General features: G+C 59.4%; 20 protein-coding genes and 1 riboswitch. Of the genes, 6 read left to right on the top strand and 14 right to left on the bottom strand.

The window, feature by feature from the left end; all coding sequences use genetic code 11:
- Positions 1-10: 10 nt before the first annotated feature.
- Entirely contained in the window at positions 11-949 is a 939-nt protein-coding gene (locus ACQZ45_RS12040; RefSeq protein WP_065662550.1) for an ABC transporter substrate-binding protein, read from the top strand.
- Positions 950-1,082: 133 nt separating this feature from the next.
- Positions 1,083-2,018, top strand: a complete 936-nt coding sequence (locus tag ACQZ45_RS12035; protein WP_035199520.1) for an ABC transporter substrate-binding protein — start codon at positions 1,083-1,085, stop codon at positions 2,016-2,018.
- A gap of 87 nt (positions 2,019-2,105) precedes the next feature.
- On the opposite strand, the gene ACQZ45_RS12030 is transcribed toward ACQZ45_RS12035, so the two are convergent.
- Positions 2,106-3,431 (bottom strand): NAD(P)/FAD-dependent oxidoreductase, encoded by a 1,326-nt coding sequence (locus ACQZ45_RS12030; RefSeq protein ID WP_448742258.1) that lies wholly within the window; start codon positions 3,429-3,431, stop codon positions 2,106-2,108.
- 231 nt (positions 3,432-3,662) lie between these two features.
- On the opposite strand from ACQZ45_RS12030, the gene ACQZ45_RS12025 reads away from it, so the two are divergent.
- Positions 3,663-4,139: an Lrp/AsnC family transcriptional regulator gene (locus ACQZ45_RS12025; RefSeq protein ID WP_013761655.1), complete on the top strand. Its 477-nt coding sequence runs from the start codon at positions 3,663-3,665 to the stop codon at positions 4,137-4,139.
- A gap of 103 nt (positions 4,140-4,242) precedes the next feature.
- Here ACQZ45_RS12025 and ACQZ45_RS12020 read toward each other — a convergent pair whose 3' ends face one another.
- The 7 genes from ACQZ45_RS12020 to ACQZ45_RS11990 form a co-directional block, all read right to left on the bottom strand.
- Positions 4,243-5,898, bottom strand: a complete 1,656-nt coding sequence (locus tag ACQZ45_RS12020) for an ABC transporter ATP-binding protein (protein ID WP_065659592.1) — start codon at positions 5,896-5,898, stop codon at positions 4,243-4,245.
- Positions 5,898-6,749: an ABC transporter permease gene (locus ACQZ45_RS12015; protein ID WP_013761653.1), complete on the bottom strand. Its 852-nt coding sequence runs from the start codon at positions 6,747-6,749 to the stop codon at positions 5,898-5,900. The genes ACQZ45_RS12020 and ACQZ45_RS12015 overlap by 1 nt, the downstream gene beginning before the upstream one ends.
- Positions 6,749-7,699, bottom strand: coding sequence for an ABC transporter permease (locus tag ACQZ45_RS12010; RefSeq protein WP_003511075.1), 951 nt, complete (start codon positions 7,697-7,699; stop codon positions 6,749-6,751). The genes ACQZ45_RS12015 and ACQZ45_RS12010 overlap by 1 nt, the downstream gene beginning before the upstream one ends.
- A gap of 198 nt (positions 7,700-7,897) precedes the next feature.
- Positions 7,898-9,508 (bottom strand): ABC transporter substrate-binding protein, encoded by a 1,611-nt coding sequence (locus tag ACQZ45_RS12005; RefSeq protein WP_013761652.1) that lies wholly within the window; start codon positions 9,506-9,508, stop codon positions 7,898-7,900.
- An 88-nt stretch (positions 9,509-9,596) separates the two neighbouring features.
- Positions 9,597-10,310, bottom strand: coding sequence for an HAD-IA family hydrolase (locus ACQZ45_RS12000; RefSeq protein WP_065687793.1), 714 nt, complete (start codon positions 10,308-10,310; stop codon positions 9,597-9,599).
- A gap of 256 nt (positions 10,311-10,566) precedes the next feature.
- Positions 10,567-11,940 carry an aminotransferase class III-fold pyridoxal phosphate-dependent enzyme gene (locus ACQZ45_RS11995; protein ID WP_448742257.1) on the bottom strand — a complete coding sequence of 458 codons (1,374 nt, stop codon included), beginning with the start codon at positions 11,938-11,940 and terminating at the stop codon, positions 10,567-10,569.
- A 14-nt stretch (positions 11,941-11,954) separates the two neighbouring features.
- On the bottom strand, positions 11,955-12,791 hold the full coding sequence (locus ACQZ45_RS11990; protein WP_065687792.1) for a GNAT family N-acetyltransferase: 837 nt from the start codon (positions 12,789-12,791) through the stop codon (positions 11,955-11,957).
- A 324-nt stretch (positions 12,792-13,115) separates the two neighbouring features.
- Here ACQZ45_RS11990 and ACQZ45_RS11985 point away from each other — a divergent pair, with 324 nt between their 5' ends.
- The gene (locus ACQZ45_RS11985; protein ID WP_003511068.1) at positions 13,116-13,784 is read left to right on the top strand and encodes a haloacid dehalogenase type II; all 669 of its coding nucleotides are present in this window, start codon (positions 13,116-13,118) and stop codon (positions 13,782-13,784) included.
- Between the two features lie 14 nt (positions 13,785-13,798).
- Positions 13,799-15,073 carry an NAD(P)/FAD-dependent oxidoreductase gene (locus tag ACQZ45_RS11980; protein ID WP_065687791.1) on the top strand — a complete coding sequence of 425 codons (1,275 nt, stop codon included), beginning with the start codon at positions 13,799-13,801 and terminating at the stop codon, positions 15,071-15,073.
- Positions 15,074-15,342: 269 nt separating this feature from the next.
- On the opposite strand, the gene ACQZ45_RS11975 is transcribed toward ACQZ45_RS11980, so the two are convergent.
- From ACQZ45_RS11975 to argE, 6 genes are all read right to left on the bottom strand, one after another.
- On the bottom strand, positions 15,343-16,800 hold the full coding sequence (locus ACQZ45_RS11975; RefSeq protein WP_065687790.1) for an NAD-dependent succinate-semialdehyde dehydrogenase: 1,458 nt from the start codon (positions 16,798-16,800) through the stop codon (positions 15,343-15,345).
- A gap of 15 nt (positions 16,801-16,815) precedes the next feature.
- Positions 16,816-17,859 (bottom strand): tartrate dehydrogenase, encoded by a 1,044-nt coding sequence (locus tag ACQZ45_RS11970; protein ID WP_065687789.1) that lies wholly within the window; start codon positions 17,857-17,859, stop codon positions 16,816-16,818.
- A gap of 13 nt (positions 17,860-17,872) precedes the next feature.
- Positions 17,873-19,336: an aldehyde dehydrogenase family protein gene (locus tag ACQZ45_RS11965; protein WP_065687788.1), complete on the bottom strand. Its 1,464-nt coding sequence runs from the start codon at positions 19,334-19,336 to the stop codon at positions 17,873-17,875.
- A 307-nt stretch (positions 19,337-19,643) separates the two neighbouring features.
- Entirely contained in the window at positions 19,644-20,000 is a 357-nt protein-coding gene (locus ACQZ45_RS11960) for a cupin domain-containing protein (RefSeq protein WP_013761644.1), read from the bottom strand.
- 26 nt (positions 20,001-20,026) lie between these two features.
- Complete coding sequence (locus tag ACQZ45_RS11955) at positions 20,027-20,950, bottom strand: 2-hydroxyacid dehydrogenase (protein ID WP_113291575.1); 924 nt, start codon at positions 20,948-20,950, stop codon at positions 20,027-20,029.
- A 24-nt stretch (positions 20,951-20,974) separates the two neighbouring features.
- Positions 20,975-22,099: an acetylornithine deacetylase gene (gene argE / locus ACQZ45_RS11950; RefSeq protein WP_065687786.1), complete on the bottom strand. Its 1,125-nt coding sequence runs from the start codon at positions 22,097-22,099 to the stop codon at positions 20,975-20,977.
- Positions 22,100-22,310: 211 nt separating this feature from the next.
- On the opposite strand from argE, the gene ACQZ45_RS11945 reads away from it, so the two are divergent.
- Complete coding sequence (locus ACQZ45_RS11945) at positions 22,311-23,189, top strand: GNAT family N-acetyltransferase (RefSeq protein WP_065687785.1); 879 nt, start codon at positions 22,311-22,313, stop codon at positions 23,187-23,189.
- Positions 23,190-23,228: 39 nt separating this feature from the next.
- Positions 23,229-23,464, top strand: a riboswitch (cobalamin riboswitch).
- The last annotated feature ends 36 nt before the right edge of the window (positions 23,465-23,500 follow it).

Here is a 23,500-nt window from a genome sequence, read left to right as displayed (position 1 = left end):
AAACACTCGCATGGCTTTTTCATCGAAATTATTGTCGTTGCTTGCAGGCGGTCTTTTCACCGCTACCACCGCGCTGATACCGGCTGCGCATGCGCAGGAAATCGACCTGTCGCCGGAGCAGAAGGGGCGAGTGCGCGCCGAGAAGGTGGAAGAAGCGATCAAGCTTCTGCCCGCTGGCCACAAGTTCGTCGCGGATGGAAAGTTGACGGTCGCGACCGTGCCGTTTCGGCTGCCGCTGGTCGATTATGCCAGCGATACAAAAACGCCTATTGGCGTGGAGCCGGATATCGCCCAGCTGGTTGCTGACAGTCTTGGCCTTGAACTTCAGCTAGTTCCCATCGCCTGGGCCGATTGGCCGCTGGGCCTCACCTCCGGCAAATATGATGCCGTCACCTCCAACATCACGGTGACGGAAGCCCGTAAGGAAAAATTCGACTTCTCCAGCTACCGCAACGACCTGCTCGGCTTTTACGTGGGCAGCAACAGCAAGGTGACGAGCATCAGCAAGCCCGAGGATGTTGCCGGGTTGAAGGTTATCGTCGGCGCTGCCACCAATCAGGAGCAGATCCTGCTGAAATGGATCAAGGACAACAAGGCCAAGGGTCTGGCCGACACCGATGTGCAATATTACGACGATCAGGCCGTGCTCGATGTCGCCCTGCAATCCGGCCGCGCGGACGCCTATCTTGGCCCCAATGCGACGTCAGCCTTCCAGGCAGCAAGCCAGAAGAAGACCAAGCTCGTTGGCACCTTCTCCGGCGGTTGGCCCGAAGCGGCGGAAATCGCCGTTGCCTCCAAAAAGGATGCCGGAATTGCCGCAGCCATCACGGCGGCACTGAACGCCCAGATCAAGAACGGCAATTACGGCAAGGTTCTCGCCCGCTGGAACCTCGGTTCGGAAGCCATCACCGAATCCCGGACCAATCCGCCCGGTCTGCCCAAGAGCTGAGTGCTGGTTTGCTGCCAGAAAGCTGAGTTTCCACAAAGCTGAGTTGAAGGTGGGACATCACTCAGCCGGTAGCGCGGGCCTCCTCCCGTCCGCGCTACCTCCGTCCCGCAATCCATTTTATCGGGGAGCCAGAATGGCACTCACCTCTCGTCTTGCCACAGTCACGTTCGGCGTTTTTCTCTCTATCGCCGCTTTCGGGTCGGCTTTCGCAACTGATGTCTTCGATCTTTCGCCAGACCAGCCTGGCCGGATCAGGGTAGAAAAAGACCCCGCAGCGATTGCCGCCATCCCGAAAGATTTCAAGTTCATCACCCCGGGCAAACTCACGGTCGCGGTTGCACCTGGCGGACCACCGCTCGCGACCTATGCGACGGACGCCAAGACCGTGGTGGGTGCCGATCCGGACTATGCGCTTGCGGTGGCTGATAGTCTCGGCCTTGAGCTTGAGCTGGTTGCTGTCGCCTGGGCCGACTGGCCGCTGGGGCTTGCCTCCGGCAAATACGATGCTGTCATCTCCAATGTCGGGGTGACCGAGCAGCGCAAGGAGAAGTTCGACTTCTCCACCTATCGTCAGGGCCTGCACGGCTTTTTCGTGAAGTCCGACAGCGGCATCACCGCCATAAATGAGCCGAAGGATGCGGCGGGCCTGAAGATCATCGTCGGCGCTGGCACCAATCAGGAGCGTATTCTGCTGAAATGGAATGACGAGAATGTAGCCGCCGGTTTAAAGCCGCTCGAGCTGCAATATTATGACGACGAGGCCACCCGGCTTGTCGCGCTTTCTGCCGGGCGGGCCGATGTGATCGTCCAGCCGCATGCGCAGCTGGTCTTCATCGCCGCGCGTGACAAGACCATCAAACGTGTCGGAACACTCTCCGCCGGCTGGCCGGAACGTTCGGATGTCGCCATCACCACCCGCAAGGGTTCGGGATTGGCCGATGCGCTGACGCTCGCCACCAACGATCTGATCAAGAGCGGCGCTTACGCGAAGATACTGGAACGCTGGCAGCTTTCGGAAGAGGCCTTGCCGGAATCGAGAACCAACCCACCCGGCCTGCCGAAAAGCTGACCGGTCGAATAAATGCGGTGGACGGCAGCACCTGCAGGTCATGCCTGCGGGTGCTGTTTTATTTGTCTGTTGGCCTGCGCAGAACAATCAGAAATCCGCGACCTTGCCCCATGACGAGTCAAGGAAACGGCTGGGATGATACGGGGCCGGGTCAACGATCGGGGTTGAACCCGTCACGATATCGGCGATCAGGTGGCCAGCGCCGGGGCCGATGCCGAAACCGTGGCCGCTGAAACCGGCGGCGAGGATGAAGCCGGGCAATTCGCTGGTCTCGCCGATGGCGGGCACACCATCCGACGTGCTGTCGATGAAGCCGGCCCAGGCAGCGGATATCTGGGTTTTGCGGAGTGCAGGCAGAAGTTCCAGCGCCCTTTTGTGGGTCTCACGGATGGCGGCGGCATTCGGTTTCGGATCGAGAATACGAACCCGCTCCATCGGCGTCGGCGCATCGAGCCGCCAGTGTTTCAGCGTTTCGTGCCCACCGCGAATCCCTTCCAATCCACCCGGTCGCAGGCTGCGCCAGCGCTTGAGGAACATCGGAACGAATTCGCGTGCAAACCGCATTTGCTGCGCGGTCGGGTCGATGCGACCGAGGCCGCTGATGGCGAGCGTGTAACCACCGTTGCTCCGGCGTGTTACAGAAACGGCTTTTGTATGCAGCGCATCCGGCAGTCCTTCCGCACCTGCTGTGACGGACAGGATTGAGGAGCGGACAGCGGCTTGCGGAAAACGAATTCCGAGCTGGCGGCAGAAGGACGAGGCCCAGGCGCCGCCGGACATGATGGCGGTTTTGGTGCGGATCGTGCCTTTTTCGGTAACGACGGCGCTAACGCGACCACCTTCCGTTTCCAGACCGCGCGCGGCGCAATTCTGGTGCACCGTTCCGCCCAGTTTCATGAGGGCACGCGCGACGGCCGGCGCCGCCATCGAGGGATCGGCGGTGCCGTCCGTTGGCGAAAAGACGCCACCTTTCCAGCGTTTCCCAGTCGCGCGTCCGCGGTTGCTCGCCTCATCCGCGCTCAACATATGCGTCGTCACGCCTGCGGTGATGGCAAAGTCGCGCCAGCGCGCCCAGCCGGCAATTTCAGCTTCGTTGTCGCTCAGGTAGAACAATCCGCAGCGGCGGAAACCGGTGTCTTCGCCGCTTTCTGCGGCAAACCGTTCCCAGAGCGTCAGGCTCTGCGTTGAAATCGGCAATTCGCGGGCGTCTCGGTTCTGCTGCCGGCACCAACCCCAGTTGCGGCTGGATTGCTCCGCGCCAACAAGACCTTTTTCGACAAGAGCCACTTTCAGGCCACGCCGGGCGAGGTAATAGGCTGCGAACACGCCGACGATACCGCCGCCAATAATGACGGCGTCCGCCGATTTCGGCAGTTCCGGTGATGTCGTGATCTGTTGCAGCGGCGCAGGCATGGTGGGGCTCCTTGTATTCGTCCTAATTTACCGTGGTCGCCGGGTAAACGCTGCCAGACTGCGCCGATTGCCGGAATCTCCTGCTGTTCGTAGCCATGTCTGCAACTCTTTATGCTGGATGAAAAAAACATCCCCGCGTCGACAGGGCACGCTCATGTGATAAGATTTCCATGGCCGCGTCAGAATTTTATGCCGCGTGCACGAAAAAATATAAAAGGGGTTCCGCACGTGATGAAACTTGACCGGATCGACATCAAGATCCTTTACGAACTCCAGAAAAATGGTCGCATCACCAATGTCGAGCTGGCGGAGCTTGTCAATCTCTCGCCAAGCCCCTGCCTGATGCGCGTCAAGAAGCTTCAGGCCGAGGGCTATATCGAAGGTTATTCGGCACAGATCAACATCAACAAGCTCGGCCAGACGCTGACGGTATTCACCGAGATCACGCTCAAGAACCACCGCCAGATCGACTTCGCCCGTTTTCTCGGCGTTATAGAAAAGATCGATCAGGTGGTAGAATGCCACCTCGTTTCAGGCGGTTACGATTACCTCCTGAAATTCGTCACCTCCGGCATCGTCGAATATCAGTCGATCATGGAGCGGCTGACGGACATGGATGTCGGTATCGACAAATATTTCAGCTTCGTTGTGCTGAAATCTCCGATCATCAAATCGCATATGCCGCTGACCAGCCTGTTTCCGCTTTGAGGTGGAAGACGTCCCTTTGCAGGGGCGCCAGAATGTCGAGACGCGTCGCTTCATACTCAACGTCATCCTGGGGACGAGCCCGAGGATGACGAAACTGATGTTGTCACCTCTTGGAAAATGCCCGCACCAACTCTGCATCCTGCTGAAGATTGTCGAGCCATTTCGGGTCGAGCTTCGGTACCGAGGAGAACAGGAGCTTCGAATAGGGATGGGTCGGCGACTTGATCGCTTCCGTTGCCAGATGCTCCACTTTCTGCCCGCCATACATCACGACGATTTCGTCGCAGATGGTTTCCACCACAGAGAGATCGTGGCTGATGAAGATGTAGGAGAGGTTCAGCTCTCGCTGGAGTTCGCCGAGCAGGTCGATGATCGCGGCTGCGACGACCGTATCAAGCGCCGAGGTAATTTCATCGCAAATGATGAGCGACGGTTCTGCTGCGAGCGCGCGGGCGAAGTTGACGCGTTGCTTCTGTCCGCCCGATAGGCCGGAAGGATGGCGGTGGCGAACCGAGCGCGGCAGCTTCACCATATCCAGCAACTGGTCGATCCGGGCGTCGCGCGCCTTGCCTCTCATGCCGTGATAAAAGGTCAGCGGCCGGCCGAGAATATCCTCGATGGATTTGGCCGGGTTGAGCGCCGTATCGGCATATTGGAAGACGATCTGCATGCGGCGCAATTGATCGCTGGTGCGTTGGCGGGCATCGGCGTCCAACTGCCGACCTTCGAAGATGACATGACCGCTGGCGGCGGGCAGAATGCCGGCAATGGCGCGCGCCAGCGTCGATTTTCCGCAACCGGATTCGCCGATGATGCCGAGATTGCGTCCGGGATAGACTGCAAGGCTGACGGAATCGACCGCACGCACCAGCGGCATATGGTCTTCGCCTTTCGTTCCATATCCGGCGATCAGCTTCTCGATATCCAGCAGCGGCTTCGCGTCACTTTGTTTTAGCGGCGCTACGGTGCGTACCTTGTCGTTAAACGCGGTGAGCAACTCCCGCGTATAAGGATGCTGTGCATTCTCGAGAATATCCGTGGTCGTGCCGGTTTCCTGTATCTCGCCGCCTTTCAGCACCACGATCCGATCGGCAATCTGGGCGACGACTGCGAGATCGTGCGAAACATAAACGCCGCCGATACCGCCCTTGCGCATCGCTGATTTGAAAGCGCGGAGAACCTCGATCTGTGTCGTCACGTCGAGTGCTGTGGTCGGTTCGTCGAAAATGACCAGGTCCGGGTTGCCGATCAGCGCCATGGCGGCGGAGAGACGCTGAAGCTGGCCGCCGGAAACCTGGTGCGGATAACGGTCGCCGATGGTTTCGGGATTGGGCAGCGACAATGCCTTGAACAGTTCCACCGCTCTTTGGCGCGCCTCCTGCGGCGGCATCAGATCGTGGATGCGGGTGACCTCTATGACCTGGTCGATAATCTTTTGCGCCGGATTGAAGGCGGCTGCGGCGCTTTGAGGGACGTAGGAGATTTTCGTACCGCGGATCTTCGCCCGTTCCATTTCGGAAAGCTGTACCATGTCGCGGCCTGCCACCGTGACGCTGCCGCCGGAAATACGGCAGCCTGGACGGGCATATCCCATCAATGTCAGTGCAATGGTCGTCTTGCCGGAGCCGCTTTCGCCGATCAATGCGACAATCTCGCCATCGGCGATATCGATGTCTACACCCCTGATGATTTGGATGCGGCGGCCGGAATCGGTAGTCGCCTCGACTTTAAGTCCACGGATTTCAACAAGATTTGTCATTATTCGCTCCTGTCGCGGATTTTCTGCGGCAGATTGTCGATCAGCAGATTGACGCTGATCGTCAGGCTGGCAATCGCCAACGACGGAAAGATCACGGCTGGCGCGGCAAAGGGCAGGCCGCCGATGTTTTCACGCACCAGCGCACCCCAGTCTGCATTCGGCGGCTGCAGGCCAAGACCGAGAAAGGAAAGGCCCGACAGAAGCAGCACGATGAACACAAAGCGCACGCCGAGATCGGCCAGCACGGGACGGATGATGTTGGGCAGGATTTCGGAGCTGATAAGGTGCAAGAGGCTCTCGCCGCGCACGCGGGCCACGGTGACGAAATCCATGGTGTTGACATTGACGGCGAGCGCCCGGGCAAAGCGATAGGCGCCGGGCGTATAGATAACCGACAGGGTGACGATCAGCACAGGAATGGAGGAGCCAACGGCAGCGACAACCACAAGTCCGAAAAGCTTGCTTGGAATGGAGTTCACCGCATCGAGAAAACGGCTGAGTGCCGCATCGAACCAGCCGCCGACCACGGCAGCGCTCATGCCGAGAACGACGCCCGACACGCAGGCGATCGTTACGGCGGCAAGCGAGATGCCGACCGTGAAACGCGCGCCCATGAGAATGCGGGAAAACACGTCGCGGCCGAGATAGTCGGAGCCGAGCCAGAGATCGGAGGTCATCGGACCGAAATAATCGAGATCGACGATTTCACCGACGGGATGCGGGATGAGATAGGGCGCAAAGATCGCAACCATGGCCCAGAGAAAAATGACGAGAAAGCCGAAAACGCCGACGACGTTGATTTTGTAACCCAAACGCGAGGTCCCCGAAGTTGTTTTGATATTGTCGGTCATCAGCGCAGCCTCGGATTGGACATGATGGCGATGATATCGGCGGTTGTGATGAGGAGGAGATAACCGACGCAGAAAATCATTGCGCAGCTCTGGATCAGTGGCAGATCACGGGTCGCGACGCCATCAACCATCAGCTTGGCGATGCCTGGATAATTGAAGATAGTCTCAACGATGATGACGCCGCCGACGAGATAGGAAAGCGACAAAGCAACCGCATTGACGATGGGGCCAAGCGCATTGGGAAGTGCGTGGCGCAGGACGATGCGCATGCGCGGTGCGCCCTTCAGGAGCGCCATTTCCACATAAGGCGTATCGAGCGTCTCGATGACGGCGGCGCGGCTCATGCGGATCATCTGTGCCGACACGACGAAGGTGAGCGTGATGACCGGCATGGCGTAAACCCGCAGCACATCGAACACGGTATGCACCTCGCTGACCAGCGACAGGGCTGGCAGCCACTTCAGATATACGGCGAACAGCAGAACCGCGAGCGTCGCGATCATGAATTCCGGCACGGAAATGACACCGATGGTCAGGATGGTGACGGCGCGATCATAAAGCGTTCCACGCAGCATGGCGGAGCTGATGCCGAGCGTCAGGGCCAGCGGCACGGCGATAACAGTGGTGATGCCGGCAAGCTTCATGGAGTTGACGAAACGTGGGCCTATGAGGTCGGCGATCGCCATATTGTTGGCGTAGGACGTGCCAAGTTCGCCGTGCAGCAGGCCAAAAAGCCAGCGGACAAAACGCAGAAGGGCCGGGTCGTCGAGATGCATGGCGGTGCGCAGACCGGCCACGGCCTCCGGCGTTGCCGACTGGCCAAGAAGGATCGTTGCCGTGTCGCCGGGCAGCAGGCTGGTGGCGGAAAAGACGATAAACGATACGATAAGCAGCGTCGTCAGCATGACGACCAGCCGCCTGGCGATAAGGGAGAGTATCCGGCTGTTCATTTACATGCTCCTGCGACCTGCCTGGATCATGATGATTTCAGGCCCGATCGACCTGAAATCGTCATGATCCAAATTATATGGCTGGAGCGAGATATCAGGCGAAAACCGCTTGTTTTTCAAAGTGTCGCTCCAGCTGTGGAGGCTTCCCGCACCGGCGGAAAGGTTGCCGGGCGCGTCGGCGCCCGGCCCCTTGGTCTATCAGGCTTCGAGCCAGACGTATTCAGCAAACGCGTAACCCATCATGCCGCCGAGCGGATTGGCTTCCAGACCCTTCAGCTTGGAGGTGATGGCGTCGACATTGGTGATATAGGCGGGAATGATGGTGCCGGCTTCGTCGGCGATCATCTTTTCCATTTCGAAGTAGATCTGCTTGCGCTTGTCCATGTCCAGCATGCCGCGTGCTTCGAGCATCATCTTGTCGAACTTCGGCGACTTGTACTGGCTTTCGTTCCACGGCGCGTCGGAGGCGTAAAGCAGCGAGAACAGAATATCCGGGGTCGGGCGCGGGTTGATGTTGCCGAAGTGAATAGGCGCCTTGAGCCAGTAATTGCTCCAGTAACCGTCCGAGGGAACGCGCTGCACATCCAGCTTTACACCGATTTCTGCGGCCGACGCCTGGATGATCATCGCCATGTCCACGGCAGAATTTGCAGCATCTGAGGTGATGACCGGGATGGACTGACCGATAAGACCCGCTTTTTCAAAGTGGAACTTCGCCTTATCAGGATCGAAGGCCTTCGGCTTGAGGTCCGGATTGTGGTAGGGACTCATTGGCGGCACGGGCTGGTCGTTACCGACTTCGCCGAGGCCACGCAAAGCCGCCTTCACGATCTGCTCGCGGTTGACGATCGACTTCATGCCGGCGATGAAATCGGCATTGTTGCCGGGCGTCTGGTCCAGCCGCATATTGAGGTTGGTGTAGTTGCCGGACGTTCCCTTTGACAGAACGATGCCTTCCTGCTTGTCGAGCAGGCGCAGCGAACGCGGATTGATAGCCGCTGCGAGGTGGATATCGCCCGAAATGAGGGCGTTAACGCGGGCATTGTCTTCGGCAATCGCGAAAAATTCGAAGCTATCGACGTGCGGACCACCCTGTTTCCAGTAATTGGTGTTTTTCGACATGATCGAGCGGACGCCGGGTTCGAATTTCTCCAGCTTGAAGGCACCGGTGCCGTTCCCCTTGGAGAAATCGGTCGCGCCATCGGCAACGATCATGAAGTGATGCAATGCCAGGATGGCCGGCAGGTCTGCATTCGCGTTTGCCAGCGTGATCTCGACGGTGCTCTTGTCGATCGCCTTGAAGCCGGTCATCTGGGCGGCGATCTTGGCGACCTTCGAACCGACGGCCGGGTCAAGGTGACGCTTCAGCGAATAGACCACGTCATCGGCGGTCAGTGCCTTGCCGTCATGGAAGGTGACGCCGGAACGCAGCTTCACGGTCCAGGTCTTGGCGTCCTTCGTTTCGATGGATTCGGCCAGCTCCATCTGGGGCGTGCCGGAAACATCGAGGAAGCTCAGCCGGTTATAGAGCGCGCAGCAACGAACGTAATCCGTCGAAAGCGAGGCTTTTGCGGGGTCGAGCGTGTCGGCCGTGGAGGAGGACCATCCGGCCGCCTTCAGCGTGCCGCCGGAAACGGGAGTGGCCGCCAGAGCCTGCGAGGCGCGGCCGAGAATGGCCGAACCGGCGGAAAGTGCTACGCCGCCGGCCAGCATCATGTGAAGCAGCTCTCGCCGCGTCGCGCCGCGACGGATAGCCTGTTCAACGGCGGCATCGTCAGAGCGGGTCCAATTTGTAATCCTGTCACTCATGGTCTTCCCCTTTTGTATGATTTGTTGAAATGGCATCTGCAGTAATTTTCGGCATCCACGCCCGAGTGCGCGTCATGCCGCAGGCGCTTCAGCGGCCCGAGTGTCTCGTGGCCTCGGCAAGGCCGGCCATCGAGGTGAAGTGGTAGTCCGGTTCGGTAAAGTTCTCCGGCTCGATGGTGCCGCCATATCCCTTCTGGGCGTGGCGGCGCTCTATCCAGCAATTGGTCATCCCGAGTTTCCGTGAAATGCCGATATCGTGGTACTGGCTCTGCGCAACGTGCAGAATGTCGTCCTTCGATGCGCCTTCGCTTTCAACGAAGGCGAAAACCTTCTCGAAGAATGCGGGATCCGGCTTTTCCGTGCCGGTATCATCCGCTGTGAAAGCGGCGTAAAAGGGACTACCGAGTTCCTTCGAGAAATACTCGAAGGCCCAGCGCTGGGCGTTGGTCATGGCAATGAGACGATGCGTCTTTGCAAGCTCGGCCATCGCGGCGCGACTGTCTTCAAAGCCTTTCCAGTTTTTTGCCGCGTCGCGCAGGCGCTCACCCAGAGCGCGCTCCGCCGGCAAACCGAGTTCCGGAGCGATGATCAGGTAGACGCGGACGAGATCGTCCGGAAACAGATCGGTGGCGTCGGAGTAACGCGCCGCGCGGTAAAGGCCGAGCGCCTTTTCACCGTCGACCTCAACGCCGTTTTCAGCGCCGATCTGGATCAGGGTCGATTTCAAGCCACCTTCGAAATCGATGAGAGTTCCCACCACGTCGAAGCTCATATATTTGAAGTCGCTCAGTTTCTTGGGCAATGTCGGTCTCCGCTTTGCCGCGCAGAGCCATTGGGAAGGCTGCGGCATTTTATTCTGTTCCCGGACGGGATCCTTGCCCCGTTCCCATTCTTGCTAACGCCCTTTTTTATGGCGTTTAGTGCTTTTTCTGTTGATAGTTTGGCAGTTCCAGCGCGCCGGATTCTCCGAAAAGGATCGGGTCTTCGGCAGAATATTGCGAATATGTGCGGCGTTGCGACATTTCGAGAAGGTGCCGCAACGCCATCCACTGTTCGCCTCAGGCCATGGCGGCCCGCACTGCCGGGTCCTCGAGCGTCTGGTCGAGGGTTTTCCGCGTCCGCTCTATAATGGCGTCGATCTCGTCATCGGTGCAACACAGCGGCGGCGCGTAGCCGAGGATGCCGTTGGCGAAGGCGCGCACGATGAGGCCGTTTTCCCAGGCGCGGTCAAAAACCTTGCGTGCAGGGGCCGCTGCAGCCGGCAGCGGAGTTTTCTTCTCTTTGTCGGTCACGAGTTCGATAGCGGCGAGCATACCCCGGCCGCGCACATCGCCAACCAGCGGATGGCTTCTCAATCCTTCCAGCCCGGCCATCAGCCGCTGACCGGCGCGCCGGCCGTTTTCCAGCAGCCCGCCCTCGTAAAGTTTCAGCACTTCGAGACCAACGGCGGCACTGACGGGATGGGCGGAATAGGTATAACCGTGCCCGACCGCGGCATCGCCAGCGAAGTCGGCTATTGTATCATAAACATGGTCGGCCATGAAGACGGCGCCCATCGGCACATAGCCCGAAGTCAGACCCTTGGCGGCCGTGATGAAGTCCGGCACGATATCTTCGTCGGCACAGGCAAACAGTGGTCCCGTGCGGCCGAAGCCGGTAATAACTTCGTCGGCAACGAAGAGAATGCCGTAGGAACGGCAGAGTTCTCGCATGGCCTTGATCCAGCCAGGCGGCGGCACCAGAACGCCACCGGAGCCCTGAATGGGCTCTGCATAAAAGGCGGCGACCCGCTCCGGGCGGATAGCCTCGATCTTGTCCTTCAGGATTTGCAGGGAAGAGGCGATGATGGCGGCGGGGTCGCTGCCGACCGGATTGCGATAGGCATAGTGAGACGGAATTTTGTGCTGCCAGTCGTAAGGCACGCCGAAACCTGCATGGAAGGCAGGCAGCGCAGTCAGGCCTGAACCGGCGGTGGTGGAGCCGTGATAACCCTGTTCGATGGAAATGAACTGGTCGCGCTGCGGCTGGCCTTTGGCGTGCCAGTAATAGCGGATGAAGCGGATGGTGCTGTCCACCGCGTCGGATCCGCCAAGCGTGAAATAGACGTGGTTGAGTTCGCCGGGCGCGCGGTCGGCGAGTTCGGAGGCCAGGCGAATGGCGGGTTCGCTGCCAATGTCGAAATAGGCAGTGGCATAGGGCAGTTCACGCATCTGCTTTGCCGCCGCTTCCACGATGCTGTCATGGCCATAGCCTGCATTGACGCACCAGAGGCCGGCAAAACCGTCGATCAGCTGGTGGCCGGTCATGTCGGTAATCGTGGCACCCTTTGCCGATTTCAGCACGCGAACGCCAAGCTTTTCATGGCCGCGGAAGGAAGAGACAGGGTGCACCAGATGGGCGCGGTCGAGCTCGATCAGTGAATTGCTTAACATGGGTCTCTCCGGATTCAGCCCAGCGCCTGGCTGGTCAACGCGAATGTTTTCAGTTTTTTGTCGGCAGAGGTTTCCGCCTTCGGCCGGCGCATGGCGATGCCGCCACCGACATGGGCAAGACCGTATTCGGCAAGCCAGGGACCGAGGCCCGTCTCGGTGGTGGTGTCTACGCGCAGGAATGCGCCGGGGCGCTCGGAAACGACGAAGGCAATCAAATCCTTTGCGATTTCAGCAGTTTCCGCGACAATCGGGCCGATGACTTCACCACGGCCAAAGGCGCGAAGGCCTGCAAAGCCCATGATGGCGCCATGCTGTTGAACCACCGCAAACCGTGCCCTATCCGCAAGCTCGGTAAAGAGTGCCGTACGATCCGCACCGAATGCCTGCGCGTCGAGTGCGGCAAGCTCGGCCGGTACAATCGTTTCTGCCCATGCCACGTTATCGGGCTTATCGGCGGCCGTAGGAATTCCCTGGTGCTGACGCACCTCGCCGCATGCGACGAACCCCATCTTCTCATATAGGGGGAGGCCTTCAGCGGTGGCGGTCAGACGGCACTCGCGATTTTCCGCAGCATCGACGACCGCCTGCATCAGCTTGCGTCCGAGACCACGGCCGCGCATGGCCTCGTCCACGATCACCATGTTGACGGTGGCGCAGGTGTCTCCGAGAAGCGTGGCCATTGCGGTTCCGACGACGCGACCGTTTTCGATAGCGACGAAACCCTTGCTCAGTGAAAGGACGAGCGCCCAGTCTTCCCGGCGGTGTGGCCAACCGGCCTGGCGGGAAAGCTCGACGGCGGCATCGAGGTGTTGCGGCTCAAATTTCTGGATATCGATGAGGCTGGCTTGCATGGCCCAACTCCGTTTTATTCTTCATGTTCATTGATAGACCGGCGGCAAAAGAACATTGTCCCGACGAATGGCAAGGTTCGATATGTTTCACTGTTGCTTTTACCCGCCGCCGCATCTTATGCCGCACATCATCTGCTTCCATCCGCAGAACGGGGGTGGGCGGCGGCTTCCGGTTTTGTCGCACGCAACTCTCTGCCAAACTGGCGGCCGCATACGCAACAATCTGCTTTCGCGAATAGCAATTGCAGTGCGTCGACCGGGCAAAGGCCTCTATGATCTTGTTATTGCAGCCACCACCCATCCCCAAGCAAGGACGACGACGACATGACCATCTTCCGCCCGAAATACATCACTTTCGATTGCCACGGTACGCTGATTCATTTCCAGATGGCAGAAGCTGCCCGCGATCTCTATGGTGATCGTCTGGGCGAGGCCGAGATGCAGCAATTCATCAAGGACTTCTCTGCCTATCGCCTGGACGAGGTCATGCATGACTGGAAGCCTTACGCCGAAGTTGTCCATAACGCCCTGTCGCGCACCTGCAAGCGCAACGGTGTGGCCTTCAAGGACGAAGATGCGGTAATGGTGTATGAGCGCGTTCCGACATGGGGTCCGCATGCGGACGTTCCGGCCGGTCTGGCGAAGGTTGCCAAGGAAATTCCGCTGGTCATTCTGTCTAACGCCATGAATTCGCAGATCATGTCGAATGTGGCAAAGCTTGGCGCGCCGTTCCATGCTGTCTATACCGCCGAACAGGCGCAGGCCTACAAGCCGCATTTCAAGGCTTTCGAATATTTGTTCGACATGCTCGGCTGCGGCCCGGAAGATATTCTGCACGTGTCGTCCTCCTTCCGCTACGACCTGATGTCCGCGCACGATCTCGGCATCAAGAACAAGGTCTGGGTCAACCGCGGCCACGAACCGGCAAACCCCTATTACGGTTATACGGAGATCTCCGATATTTCCGGTCTCGCGGGCGTCGTTGGACTGTAAGGAAGGACCGGATCATGAAGCTCGTCTCCTATTGGCACGACACGGCGCCCCTGTTTGCGGGGGCGGCGCAAGGTCCTGTCGAAGGCCATTACGATGTGGCCGTCATTGGTGGCGGCTTCACGGGTCTGGGTGCTGCGCGCCAGCTGGCAAAAGCGGGCGCGCGCGTGGTTGTTCTTGAAGGACAGCGCGTCGGCTGGGGTGCTTCCGGGCGCAATGGCGGCCACCTCAACAACGGGCTGGCCCACTCCTACCTCTCCGCCAAGGCGGAACTCGGCAAGGAGCGCGCCATCGCGCTCTACAAGGCGCTGGATGCCTCGATCGACACGCTGGAAAGCCTGATCGCCGTGGAAGGGATCGACTGTAATTTCCGCCGCGCCGGCAAGCTGAAAATGGCTTCGAAACCGCAGCATTTCGAAAGTCTGGCGAAGAATTTCGAGGCTGTTCATGCCGAGGTGGATCCCGACACGGCGCTTCTGTCGGTTGACGATCTCAAGGCGGAAATCGGCTCTCCCTTTTATGGCGCCATGCTGTCCAAGAAGAGCGCCATGATGCATATGGGCCGCTATGTGGCCGGCCTTGCGCAGGCCGCCAGCCGCCATGGTGCGGTCATCTTCGAAAATGCGGCGGTGACGAAACATTCTCAGAACGGCAAGACACACACGCTGGAAACGACGCGCGGCAAGGTCACTGCCGATAATGTTCTGGTGGCAACCGGCGCCTACACGCCCTCCGGTTTCGGCTATTTCCGCCGCCGCATCATCGCGGTCGGCAGTTTCATCATCGCCACGCGGCCGTTGACGGATGCCGAGATCAAGGCGTCCGTCCCGGGTAACCGCACCTACGTCAACACCATGAATATCGGCAATTATTTCCGCCTTGCACCGGACAACCGGTTGATCTTCGGCGGCCGCGCGCGCTTTTCCACGACATCGGACCAGCGTTCGGATGCCAAAAGTGGCGCGATCCTGATGGATAGCCTGCACCGCATATTCCCGCAGCTTGCGCATGTGCCTATCGATTATTGCTGGGGCGGACTGGTTGATATGACCAAGGACCGTTATCCCCGCGCCGGTTTCCATGATGGCGTCTGGTACGCCATGGGCTATTCCGGCCACGGCGCCCAGCTTTCCACCCATCTGGGCATGATCATGGCTGACGCCATTCTGGGCCGCCCGGACAACAACCCGCTGAAGGGGATGGACTGGCCGGCGGTGCCTGGCCATTTCGGCAAGCCCTGGTTTCTTCCCTTGGTGGGGCTTTATTACAAGATGCTGGATAAGATTCAGTAGCGCGTTAGTTCATTTCTTCATCATGCCGGACTTGATCTGGCATCCAGCCACTGCGCTCCTGCACGGTGAATAGTCTTTTACGATCAATGACGTGATCGCGCTGGACCCCGGATCTATTCGGAGGTCGCGACACGTGAATGCCGTGGCTTTGCCAAACCAATTCATGCCTCCGGATTTTTCTTCCACCCCTGGGAATGCTGCTTTTCAATTTAGCACCAAAAAAGAAGGGCCGCAGAGCGGCCCTTTAGGCGGGGAGAAAGAAACAGTCTTCAGGCAAGTCCACCGATGTGGAACGTCTTCATTTCCAGATATTCCTCGATGCCGACCTGTGCGCCTTCGCGGCCGAGGCCGGATTGCTTGACGCCGCCGAAGGGGGCGACTTCGGTGGAGATCGCGCCGGTATTGAGGCCGACCATGCCGAACTCCAGCGCCTCGCCCACGCGCCAGGCGCGTTTGAGGCTTTCAGTGTAGAAGTAGGCGGCAAGGCCGAAGGGCGTACCGTTGGCGATCGCAATCGCCTCCTCTTCCGTCTCGAAGCGGAAGAGCGGGGCGACTGGCCCGAAGGTCTCTTCGCTCGCCAGCCGCATGGCGGTTGTTGCGCCCGTCAGCACCACCGGTGCGGTATATTGCGAACCTTCAGGCAGATCATGAGGCTTGGTAATGATCTCGGCGCCCTTGGAAACGGCGTCATCGATATGCGCGCGGATTTTGGCGATTGCCGGCTCGTTGATCATCGGACCGATGGAAACACCTAGCTCCGTTCCGGGTCCGACACGCATGGCATCGACGCGATCAGCCAGTTTTTTCGCAAACGCATCGTAAACGCTCGCCTGAACGAGAATGCGGTTGGCGCAGACGCAGGTCTGACCGCCATTGCGGAATTTCGAAACGAGCGCGCCTTCGATGGCGAGATCGAGATCTGCATCGTCGAATACGATGAAAGGGGCATTGCCGCCGAGTTCCAGCGACAGTCGTTTTACACTGTCGGCCGCACCGCGCATCAACAGCGAACCGACACGGGTAGAGCCTGTGAAGGAAATTTTCCGCACCGTCTCATTGGCCATGATCTCGTTGCCGATCTCCGTCGGCATGCCGGTGACGATGTTGATGACGCCAGCCGGAATGCCTGCACGTTCGGCGAGAACTCCGAGCGCTAGGGCCGAATAGGGCGTGAATTCCGAGGGCTTGATGACCACGGTGCAGCCAGCCGCCAATGCAGGTGCGACCTTGCGGGTGATCATGGCGTTCGGGAAATTCCACGGTGTGATGATGCCGCAGACACCGACTGGCTCCTTCAGCACTACGATACGGCGATCCGGCGTCGGGGAGGGAATGGTGCCGCCGCTGATGCGTCGGCCTTCTTCCGCAAACCACTTGACGAAGGATGCTCCGTAACGGATTTCCCCCTTGGCCTCTTCGAATGGCTTGCCCTGTTCGATGGTCAACATCAGGCCGAGATCGTCGATGTGTTCGATCATCAACGCGAACCATTTTTCCAGAAGCGTCGCGCGCTCCGCGTGCGTTTTCTTTTTCCACGGCCCGAAGGCAGCGTTGGCGGCTTCGATGGCCGCGCGGGTTTCCACGCTGCCCATATCCGGCACGGTGCCGATCACCGCCTGCGTCGCCGGGTCGATCACGTCGACCGTCTTGCCTGATGCGGCCGCTTTCCATTCCCCGCCAATCAAACCCATTTGGCGAAAGAGTTCCTTGTCCTTCAAGCCCTGCATTATCTGTCTCCGAAATCAGTCGAGAGCCGCAAGAACTGCGGCAGTTATTACGTCTGTCTTGTCCTTGCCCGGCACGGTGCCAATGCCCTGGCCGGTCGCCTTTTCCAGCGCCGCCATGACCCGCCTGGCCGTATCCGCCTCACCCAGATGCTCCAGCATCATGGCGCCGGACCAGATGGCGGCGATGGGGTTGGCAATGCCGAGATGGGCGATGTCAGGGGCCGAACCGTGCACCGGCTCGAACATGGAGGGTGCCGTGCGGTTGGGATTGATATTGGCGGAGGCGGCAAAACCGAGGCCGCCCTGAATGGCTGCGCCGAGATCGGTCAGGATATCGCCGAAGAGGTTTGAGGCGACCACGACATCAAGGCTTTCCGGTGCCATCACCATGCGCGCCGCCATGGCGTCGATATGATAACTGGAAACTTCAACATCCGGATATTCGGCGGCGAGCTTTTGCGTCACCTCGTCCCAGAACACCATCGAATATTTCTGGGCGTTGGATTTGGTGACGGAAGCCAACTTGCCGCGACGCTTTTGCGCCTGCTCGAAGCCGAAGCGCAGGATGCGTTCCACGCCCTTGCGGGTGAAGATGGAGGTTTCGACAGCGACCTCGTCTTCGGTGCCCTGATGGACTCGTCCGCCGGCACCGGAATATTCACCTTCGGTATTTTCGCGGATGCAGAGAATGTCGAATCCATCCGCTTTCAACGGTCCCTGCACGCCGGGCAGAAGCCGGTGCGGGCGGATATTGGCGTATTGCACAAATGCCTTGCGGATCGGCAGAAGCAGGCCGTGCAACGATACCGAATCCGGCACCTCCGCTGGCCAGCCGACCGCGCCCAGCAGAATGGCGTCGAAGCCGCGCAGGGTCTCGATGCCATCCTTCGGCATCATCGCGCCGGTCTCCTTGTAGAAGGCGCAGGACCAGGGGAATTCGGTGCCTTCAAGCGCAAAACCGGAGCTTTTTGCTGCGGTGTTGAGAACCTGCCAGGCGGCATCAGTCACGCTTTTGCCGATGCCGTCTCCGGGAATGAGTGCGATGCGATGCGTTTTCAAGATGTTTCCCCTGTTACAGTCCGATCAGGACGCTTTTGCTCTTGCGGTTGGCGAGATAGGCCTCCCGCCCGAGATCCTTGCCGATGCCGGAGCGTTTGTAACCGCCGGTCGGCAGGATATGGTCGCGGGAGCGGCCATACCGGTTGACCCAGATCGTTCCTGCCTGGATGGCGCGAGACAGGCGCATGACGCGCGAGATATCGCGGCTGAAAAGACCCGCGGCAAGACCGTAGGTCGGATGATCGGCGAGCGCCAGTGCCTCTTCTTCCGTCTTGAAGCTTTGCAGGGTCAGCACCGGCCCGAATATCTCCTCTGTGACAGCAGGGGAGGTCTGGTCGACATTTGCGATCAAGGTCGGCTGGTAGAAATAACCCGGACCGTCCATGATCGCGCCGCCCGTCAGGCATTCGCCGCCATGCGCGACAGCCGCCTGCACGATGCCGTCAATGCGCTGGCGCTGCACTTCGGAGATGATCGGCGAATACTGTGTTGCTTCGTCCCAGGTCGGGCCGGGCTTCACTGTCTTCATGCGAGCGATAATTGCGGCGGAAAGCGCCTCTGCGACACTCTCTTCAACGATGATGCGCGAGCCGGCAACGCAGGCTTGCCCGGCATTGGACAGAATATTGCCGGCGATCGCGGCGGCGGCTTTTTCGATATCGGCGTCTGCAAAAACCAGCTGCGGACTTTTGCCGCCCAGTTCCAGCGTCATGGGCTTGACGCCGGTACGCGCGATATTTGCCATGATGGCCGAACCTGCTGCCGTCGATCCGGTGAAGCTGACCTTTGAAATTTCGGGATGGCCGGTGATGGCATTGCCTGTCACAGGCCCGTCACCCAGCACGATGTTGATGAGCCCGGCGGGCAGCCCTGCCTTGATGGCCAGTTGCGCCATGAAAATGCTGGAGAAGGGCGTCATCTCCGATGGCTTGAGCACCACGGCATTGCCGGCTGCGAGTGCCGGGCCAAGCTTCCAGCCCGCCATGGACACCGGAAAATTCCAAGGCGTAATGGCGCCCACGACGCCATAGGGCTCGGTCATGATCATGCCGACGCTTGTGTCGTCGGTCGGCACGAGATCACCGCCCTCCTTGTCCGCAAATTCGGCAAAGAAGCGGATCTGTTCGGCAGTGACGGCGATATCGCCGGCAATCAGGTGGCCCACGGGCCGGGTTGAGGAGAGCGCCTCGATTTTCGCCAGCGTCTCGGCTTCCTGCTCGATCAGGTCTGCCCAGCGTTGCAGTACCCTGGTGCGCTCACGCGGGCGCACGCCGCCCCAGTTACTGCTCTTCAGTGCGGCTTTGGCGGTTTGCACCGCCTCATCGACAAGTGCCGCATCCGCCTTCGGGCAACCGGCATATTCGATGCCGTCCGAAGGACGATGCATGTCAATGCCGTTTTTAGCCGGGATCAGCCGGTCGCCGATGAAATGGCCGATCGGCAGGGACAGGCTGTCTGGATCGAAGCTGAGCGTCATGGATGATCCTCTGTGGATATGCGCCAAAGCTACTCCCTGATGGCAAGCAGCATCGACCGACTGCGGCGGGGGCGGTGAACGAAAATCCTGTTTTGCTGGTGGCCCACAGCGCAATCTTCGGCGGGCATGAAGACCGCGCCGAAAACCTTGCGACGGGTCCGATCGAGGGCCGTAAATCCGGTCGAAAGGCATCCGGGCAGGATACCCATGTAAACCATGGCTGGCATCCACCTGCGGATTGCCAGCCATCGCTGTTCTCAAAAATGCCTCTGCATCAGCCGGGATGCCAGGCATGCTGTTCGGCAAATCATCCGTTCACGGTCACATAGATCTTGCGCACGGTTTCGATTGTCTTCCAGACGCCAACGAAACCGGGCTTCATGACGAAGCTGTCGCCCGCGGTGTAACGCAGCGGCGCGCCGCCTTCCGGTGTGATCTCGATAACGCCTTCGAGAATGTGGCAGAACTCGAATGTCTCGCCTTTGATCGAGCGGCTTTCCCCGGGGGTCGCTTCCCAGATGCCAGTATGTACGGTGCCATCACGGGCTTCATCTAGAGGCCAGGTTTTGAACGACGGGTCGCCCGCTATGAGGCGTTCGGGCAGGGCCTTGGAGGCTTTCGGTTCAAAGGCGGGATTGGTGTCGATGGTCTTGAGGAGAGACATGGGTGTCCTTTCTTGGAACGGTAGGATCAATATCCGCGGCTACGGTCAACGAGGCCGAGCGGTTCGAGACCGGATTCGTATCGTTTGATATTTTCGACGACGGTGCGGGCAGCGGAATGGGGCTGGGTGACGCTGGCAATATGCGGCGTCAGGAGAATTTTCGGATGGGTCCAGAAGCGGTGGTCTTTGGGCAGGGGCTCCGGATCGGTAACGTCAATCACCGCACCTGAAAGCCTGTCGCTGTTGAGTGCATCGAGCAAAGCGTCATGATCGAGCTGTTTGCCGCGCCCGGCGTGAACCAGAGCAGCCCCGTCGGGAAGCATCCCTAGACGCTCGGCGTTCAGAAGCCCCGTGGTCTCGTCGGTGAGAGGCAGCAGGCAGACGAGAATATCGCTGGTGGAGAGAAGGGATTTGAGGCCGTCGTCGCCATGATGGCAGGTGACGCCATCAATCTGACGCTGTGAGCGGCTCCAGCCGGAAAGCGGAAAGCCGAAGGGTTTCAGCCGCTCCAGCGCCGCAACGCCCAGCATGCCGAGGCCGAGAACGCCCACCCGGCACTCTTCCGCCTGACGCTGGGGCAGGGCATTCCACAGTTGCTGGCGCTGCTGGTTTAAATAGACCGGCAGGTTGCGGTGGAGGGAAAGTACGCCGAGGCAGATATATTCCTGCATCATGCGGATGATGCCCTCATCCACCATGCGTACGACCTTTACCGTCTCAGGGATCGCCTCGATGTGAAACTGGTCGACACCCGCGCCGATCGAAAACAGGACTTCGAGATTGCGATACCGGGCAATGTCCTGCGGTACCGTCCAGGTGATGAGGTAACGGACTGCGTCGGGATCGACAGTTGACGCATCCATCGAAAACGGCAGATCAGGCAGTTCTGCAGCTAGAGCCTGCCGGAAAATCTCGCCGCGCTTGGCGTCGGAATTGAAGAGAAAAGTCATCTGAAATCTATGCTTCCCGAAGGTTCAAGCCGCACAGCGGCTTGCGAGTGTTTCCAGCATCGACTGGCAGGCCGAAAGTTCGCCCGTCGTTATGAACTCGTCCGGCTTGTGGGCGCGGCCGATATCCCCTGGTCCGCAGATGATGGCGTCGATGCCCGCCGCCTGGAACAGCCCCGCCTCCGTGCCGTAGCTGACGGCGGCGAGACAGGGGGTGCCGGTCAATTCCTCCAGAAGCAGAACAAGCGGAGCATTAGCTGCTAGCGAAAGCGCCGGATAATCGCTCATAGGCGTCCATTCGATATCGACACCCTTTGCTGCAAGAGCCTCGACGCTTGCGCGAACCGGCCCGAGCAGTTCAAGCGGCGATATGCCGGAAATCGCCCGTGCTTCCAGCTCGATGGCCGAGAAATCGGGGATGATGTTGATCGCCTGGCCGCCCTTCATCGTGCCGATCTGCAGCGAGGAGTAGGGTGGCTCGAAAGTCGCTTCAAAGGGGCCTTTCGTCAGCTCATGTGCCGTCTCCACGGCCTTTGCCATGATACCGGTCATCAGGTGAATGGCATTAACCCCCTGATCAGGCCGGGACGAATGGCCGGAACGGCCACGGATGGTAATGCGAGCTGCTGCTTTGCCCTTGTGTGCACGAACCGCCCGCAAATTGCTGGGCTCGCCGATGATTGCGCCCGCCGGTGCGGCGCAAAGTTCAGGCAATCTGGCGAGAAGATGTGGAACGCCACGGCAACCCGCCTCCTCGTCATAGGAAAAGGCGATATGCACGGGACGTTTCAGCGCCCTGCGCGAAAATGCAGGCGCCGCGGCGAGAACCGTGGCCAGAAAACCCTTCATGTCGGTGGTTCCGCGCCCGTAGAGACGATCATCTTCCGCCCGCAGTGTAAAGGGATCGGAAGACCATTCCGGCTCGCTGGCGGGTACGACATCCATATGGCCGGACAAAACATAGCCGGCGCGATCGGCCGGGCCGAAGGTGGCGAAGAGATTGGCGCGGTCGCCCTCCGGTCCCGCAAGCAGCGATACTTTCGCGCCGTGGCTTTCAAGATAATCGGCGATCCAGCCGGCAATATCGCCATTGGCGGTTCCAACGACCGACGGGAAACCGACGAGACGCTCAAGGATTTCGATTGCGTTCAATGGTCGTCTCCGCTGACCGGATTGTCATCCCGAAAGCTTAGAATGGACTGCGACGTTTATCTGCTGAAATGCGAATGATTTCGGTAGATTGTTGTGACCTTCCAGTGCTTTCAGAAAATTCGTGCTGGCGTAACCGGCTACCGTCGGATGTCGTGGGCTAGGCCGGGACCGGATGAAGGTTGTGAGCCGTAGGGGATGAGGGCCGTTGGTTATGGACCTGCTCAAAGTCGATAGTTTCGAGCTGCGGACCGTGGATATCGCGGACGTGGATGCCGATCATCTGCATGCACTCTCCATGGCCGTCGGATGGCGATATCACGCGAATGAATGGTGTTTTCTGCGGCAATGCGGCGTGGGTCTCGCCGCGCTCGATGAGATCGACCGTGTTGTCGCAACCGCGATGCTCTTTCCCTATGATCAGGGGTTTGCGACGCTCGGCATGGTCATTGTTTCGCCCCGTTTGCAGGGGCATGGCGTAGCACCATGGCTTGTGCAGAAACTTGTCGCAAAATTCCCCACTGTCTCCCTGCGGTTGAACGCGACGGGAGCGTCGCGGCGGTTGTTTTCAAGGTTGGGTTTTGCCGGTGATACGGAAAAAGTATATCTGTTCCGGGGAAGGGCGAATTGCCTTTTCGAGATACCGCCGCCCGGCAGAAAACAACGAATAGAGCCGTTATCCGCAGGTCATCTGACTGATGTGGTGGAACTAGACCGGGCGGCTTTTGGCGTTTCGCGCCGGAACGTTTTGCAGCGACTTTTGACGCAGAATGCGGGTTACGGTGTGTTTGAGGCGGACCGTCTTACCGCTTTTGCGCTGCGCCGTGCGGCGGGGCGGGGCCACATTATCGGTCCGGTCGTTGCGGGTGCGGACATCGATGCGATTGCGCTCGTAAGGCGGCATTTTACCGATCTGGACGATGAGCTGGTGCGTCTCGACACCATCAGCGACAACAATCTCTTTATTGATTTTATTGCGCAATCCGGCTTGGTGGTGATTGAAACCCTTACCACCATGTCCAAAGACGCGCCGCAACCGGCGCCTTCCGGCGCTACAAAAATTTTCGCGTTGGCGGGTCCGTCTTTGTGTTGAGCTGCAGCACTATCGCAATTGACGCCCCGGCGCTTGCCCCTTATGTCAGAAAGCGACGGTTCCTGAAGCCGAAGGGCAAAGGGATTAATAGGGAACATGGTGCGGGTGATTTCTATCGCCCAATGCCGTGGCTGCCCCCGCAACTGTAAGCGGATTGCCGTTCATCCTCGTGACGCCTGAAAAGCGTCATGCCACTGCACCCTTCAAGGTGCGGGAAGGCAGATGAACGGCGTATATTCGTGAGCCAGGAGACCTGCCGTCATAATATTGACCATCGTTACGGGCGGGGATGCCCGGAAGAGGAGCTTATT

Source organism: Agrobacterium sp. 16-2014-1-2a, assembly GCF_053522705.1.
This window is presented reverse-complemented; position numbering and strand designations above follow the sequence as displayed.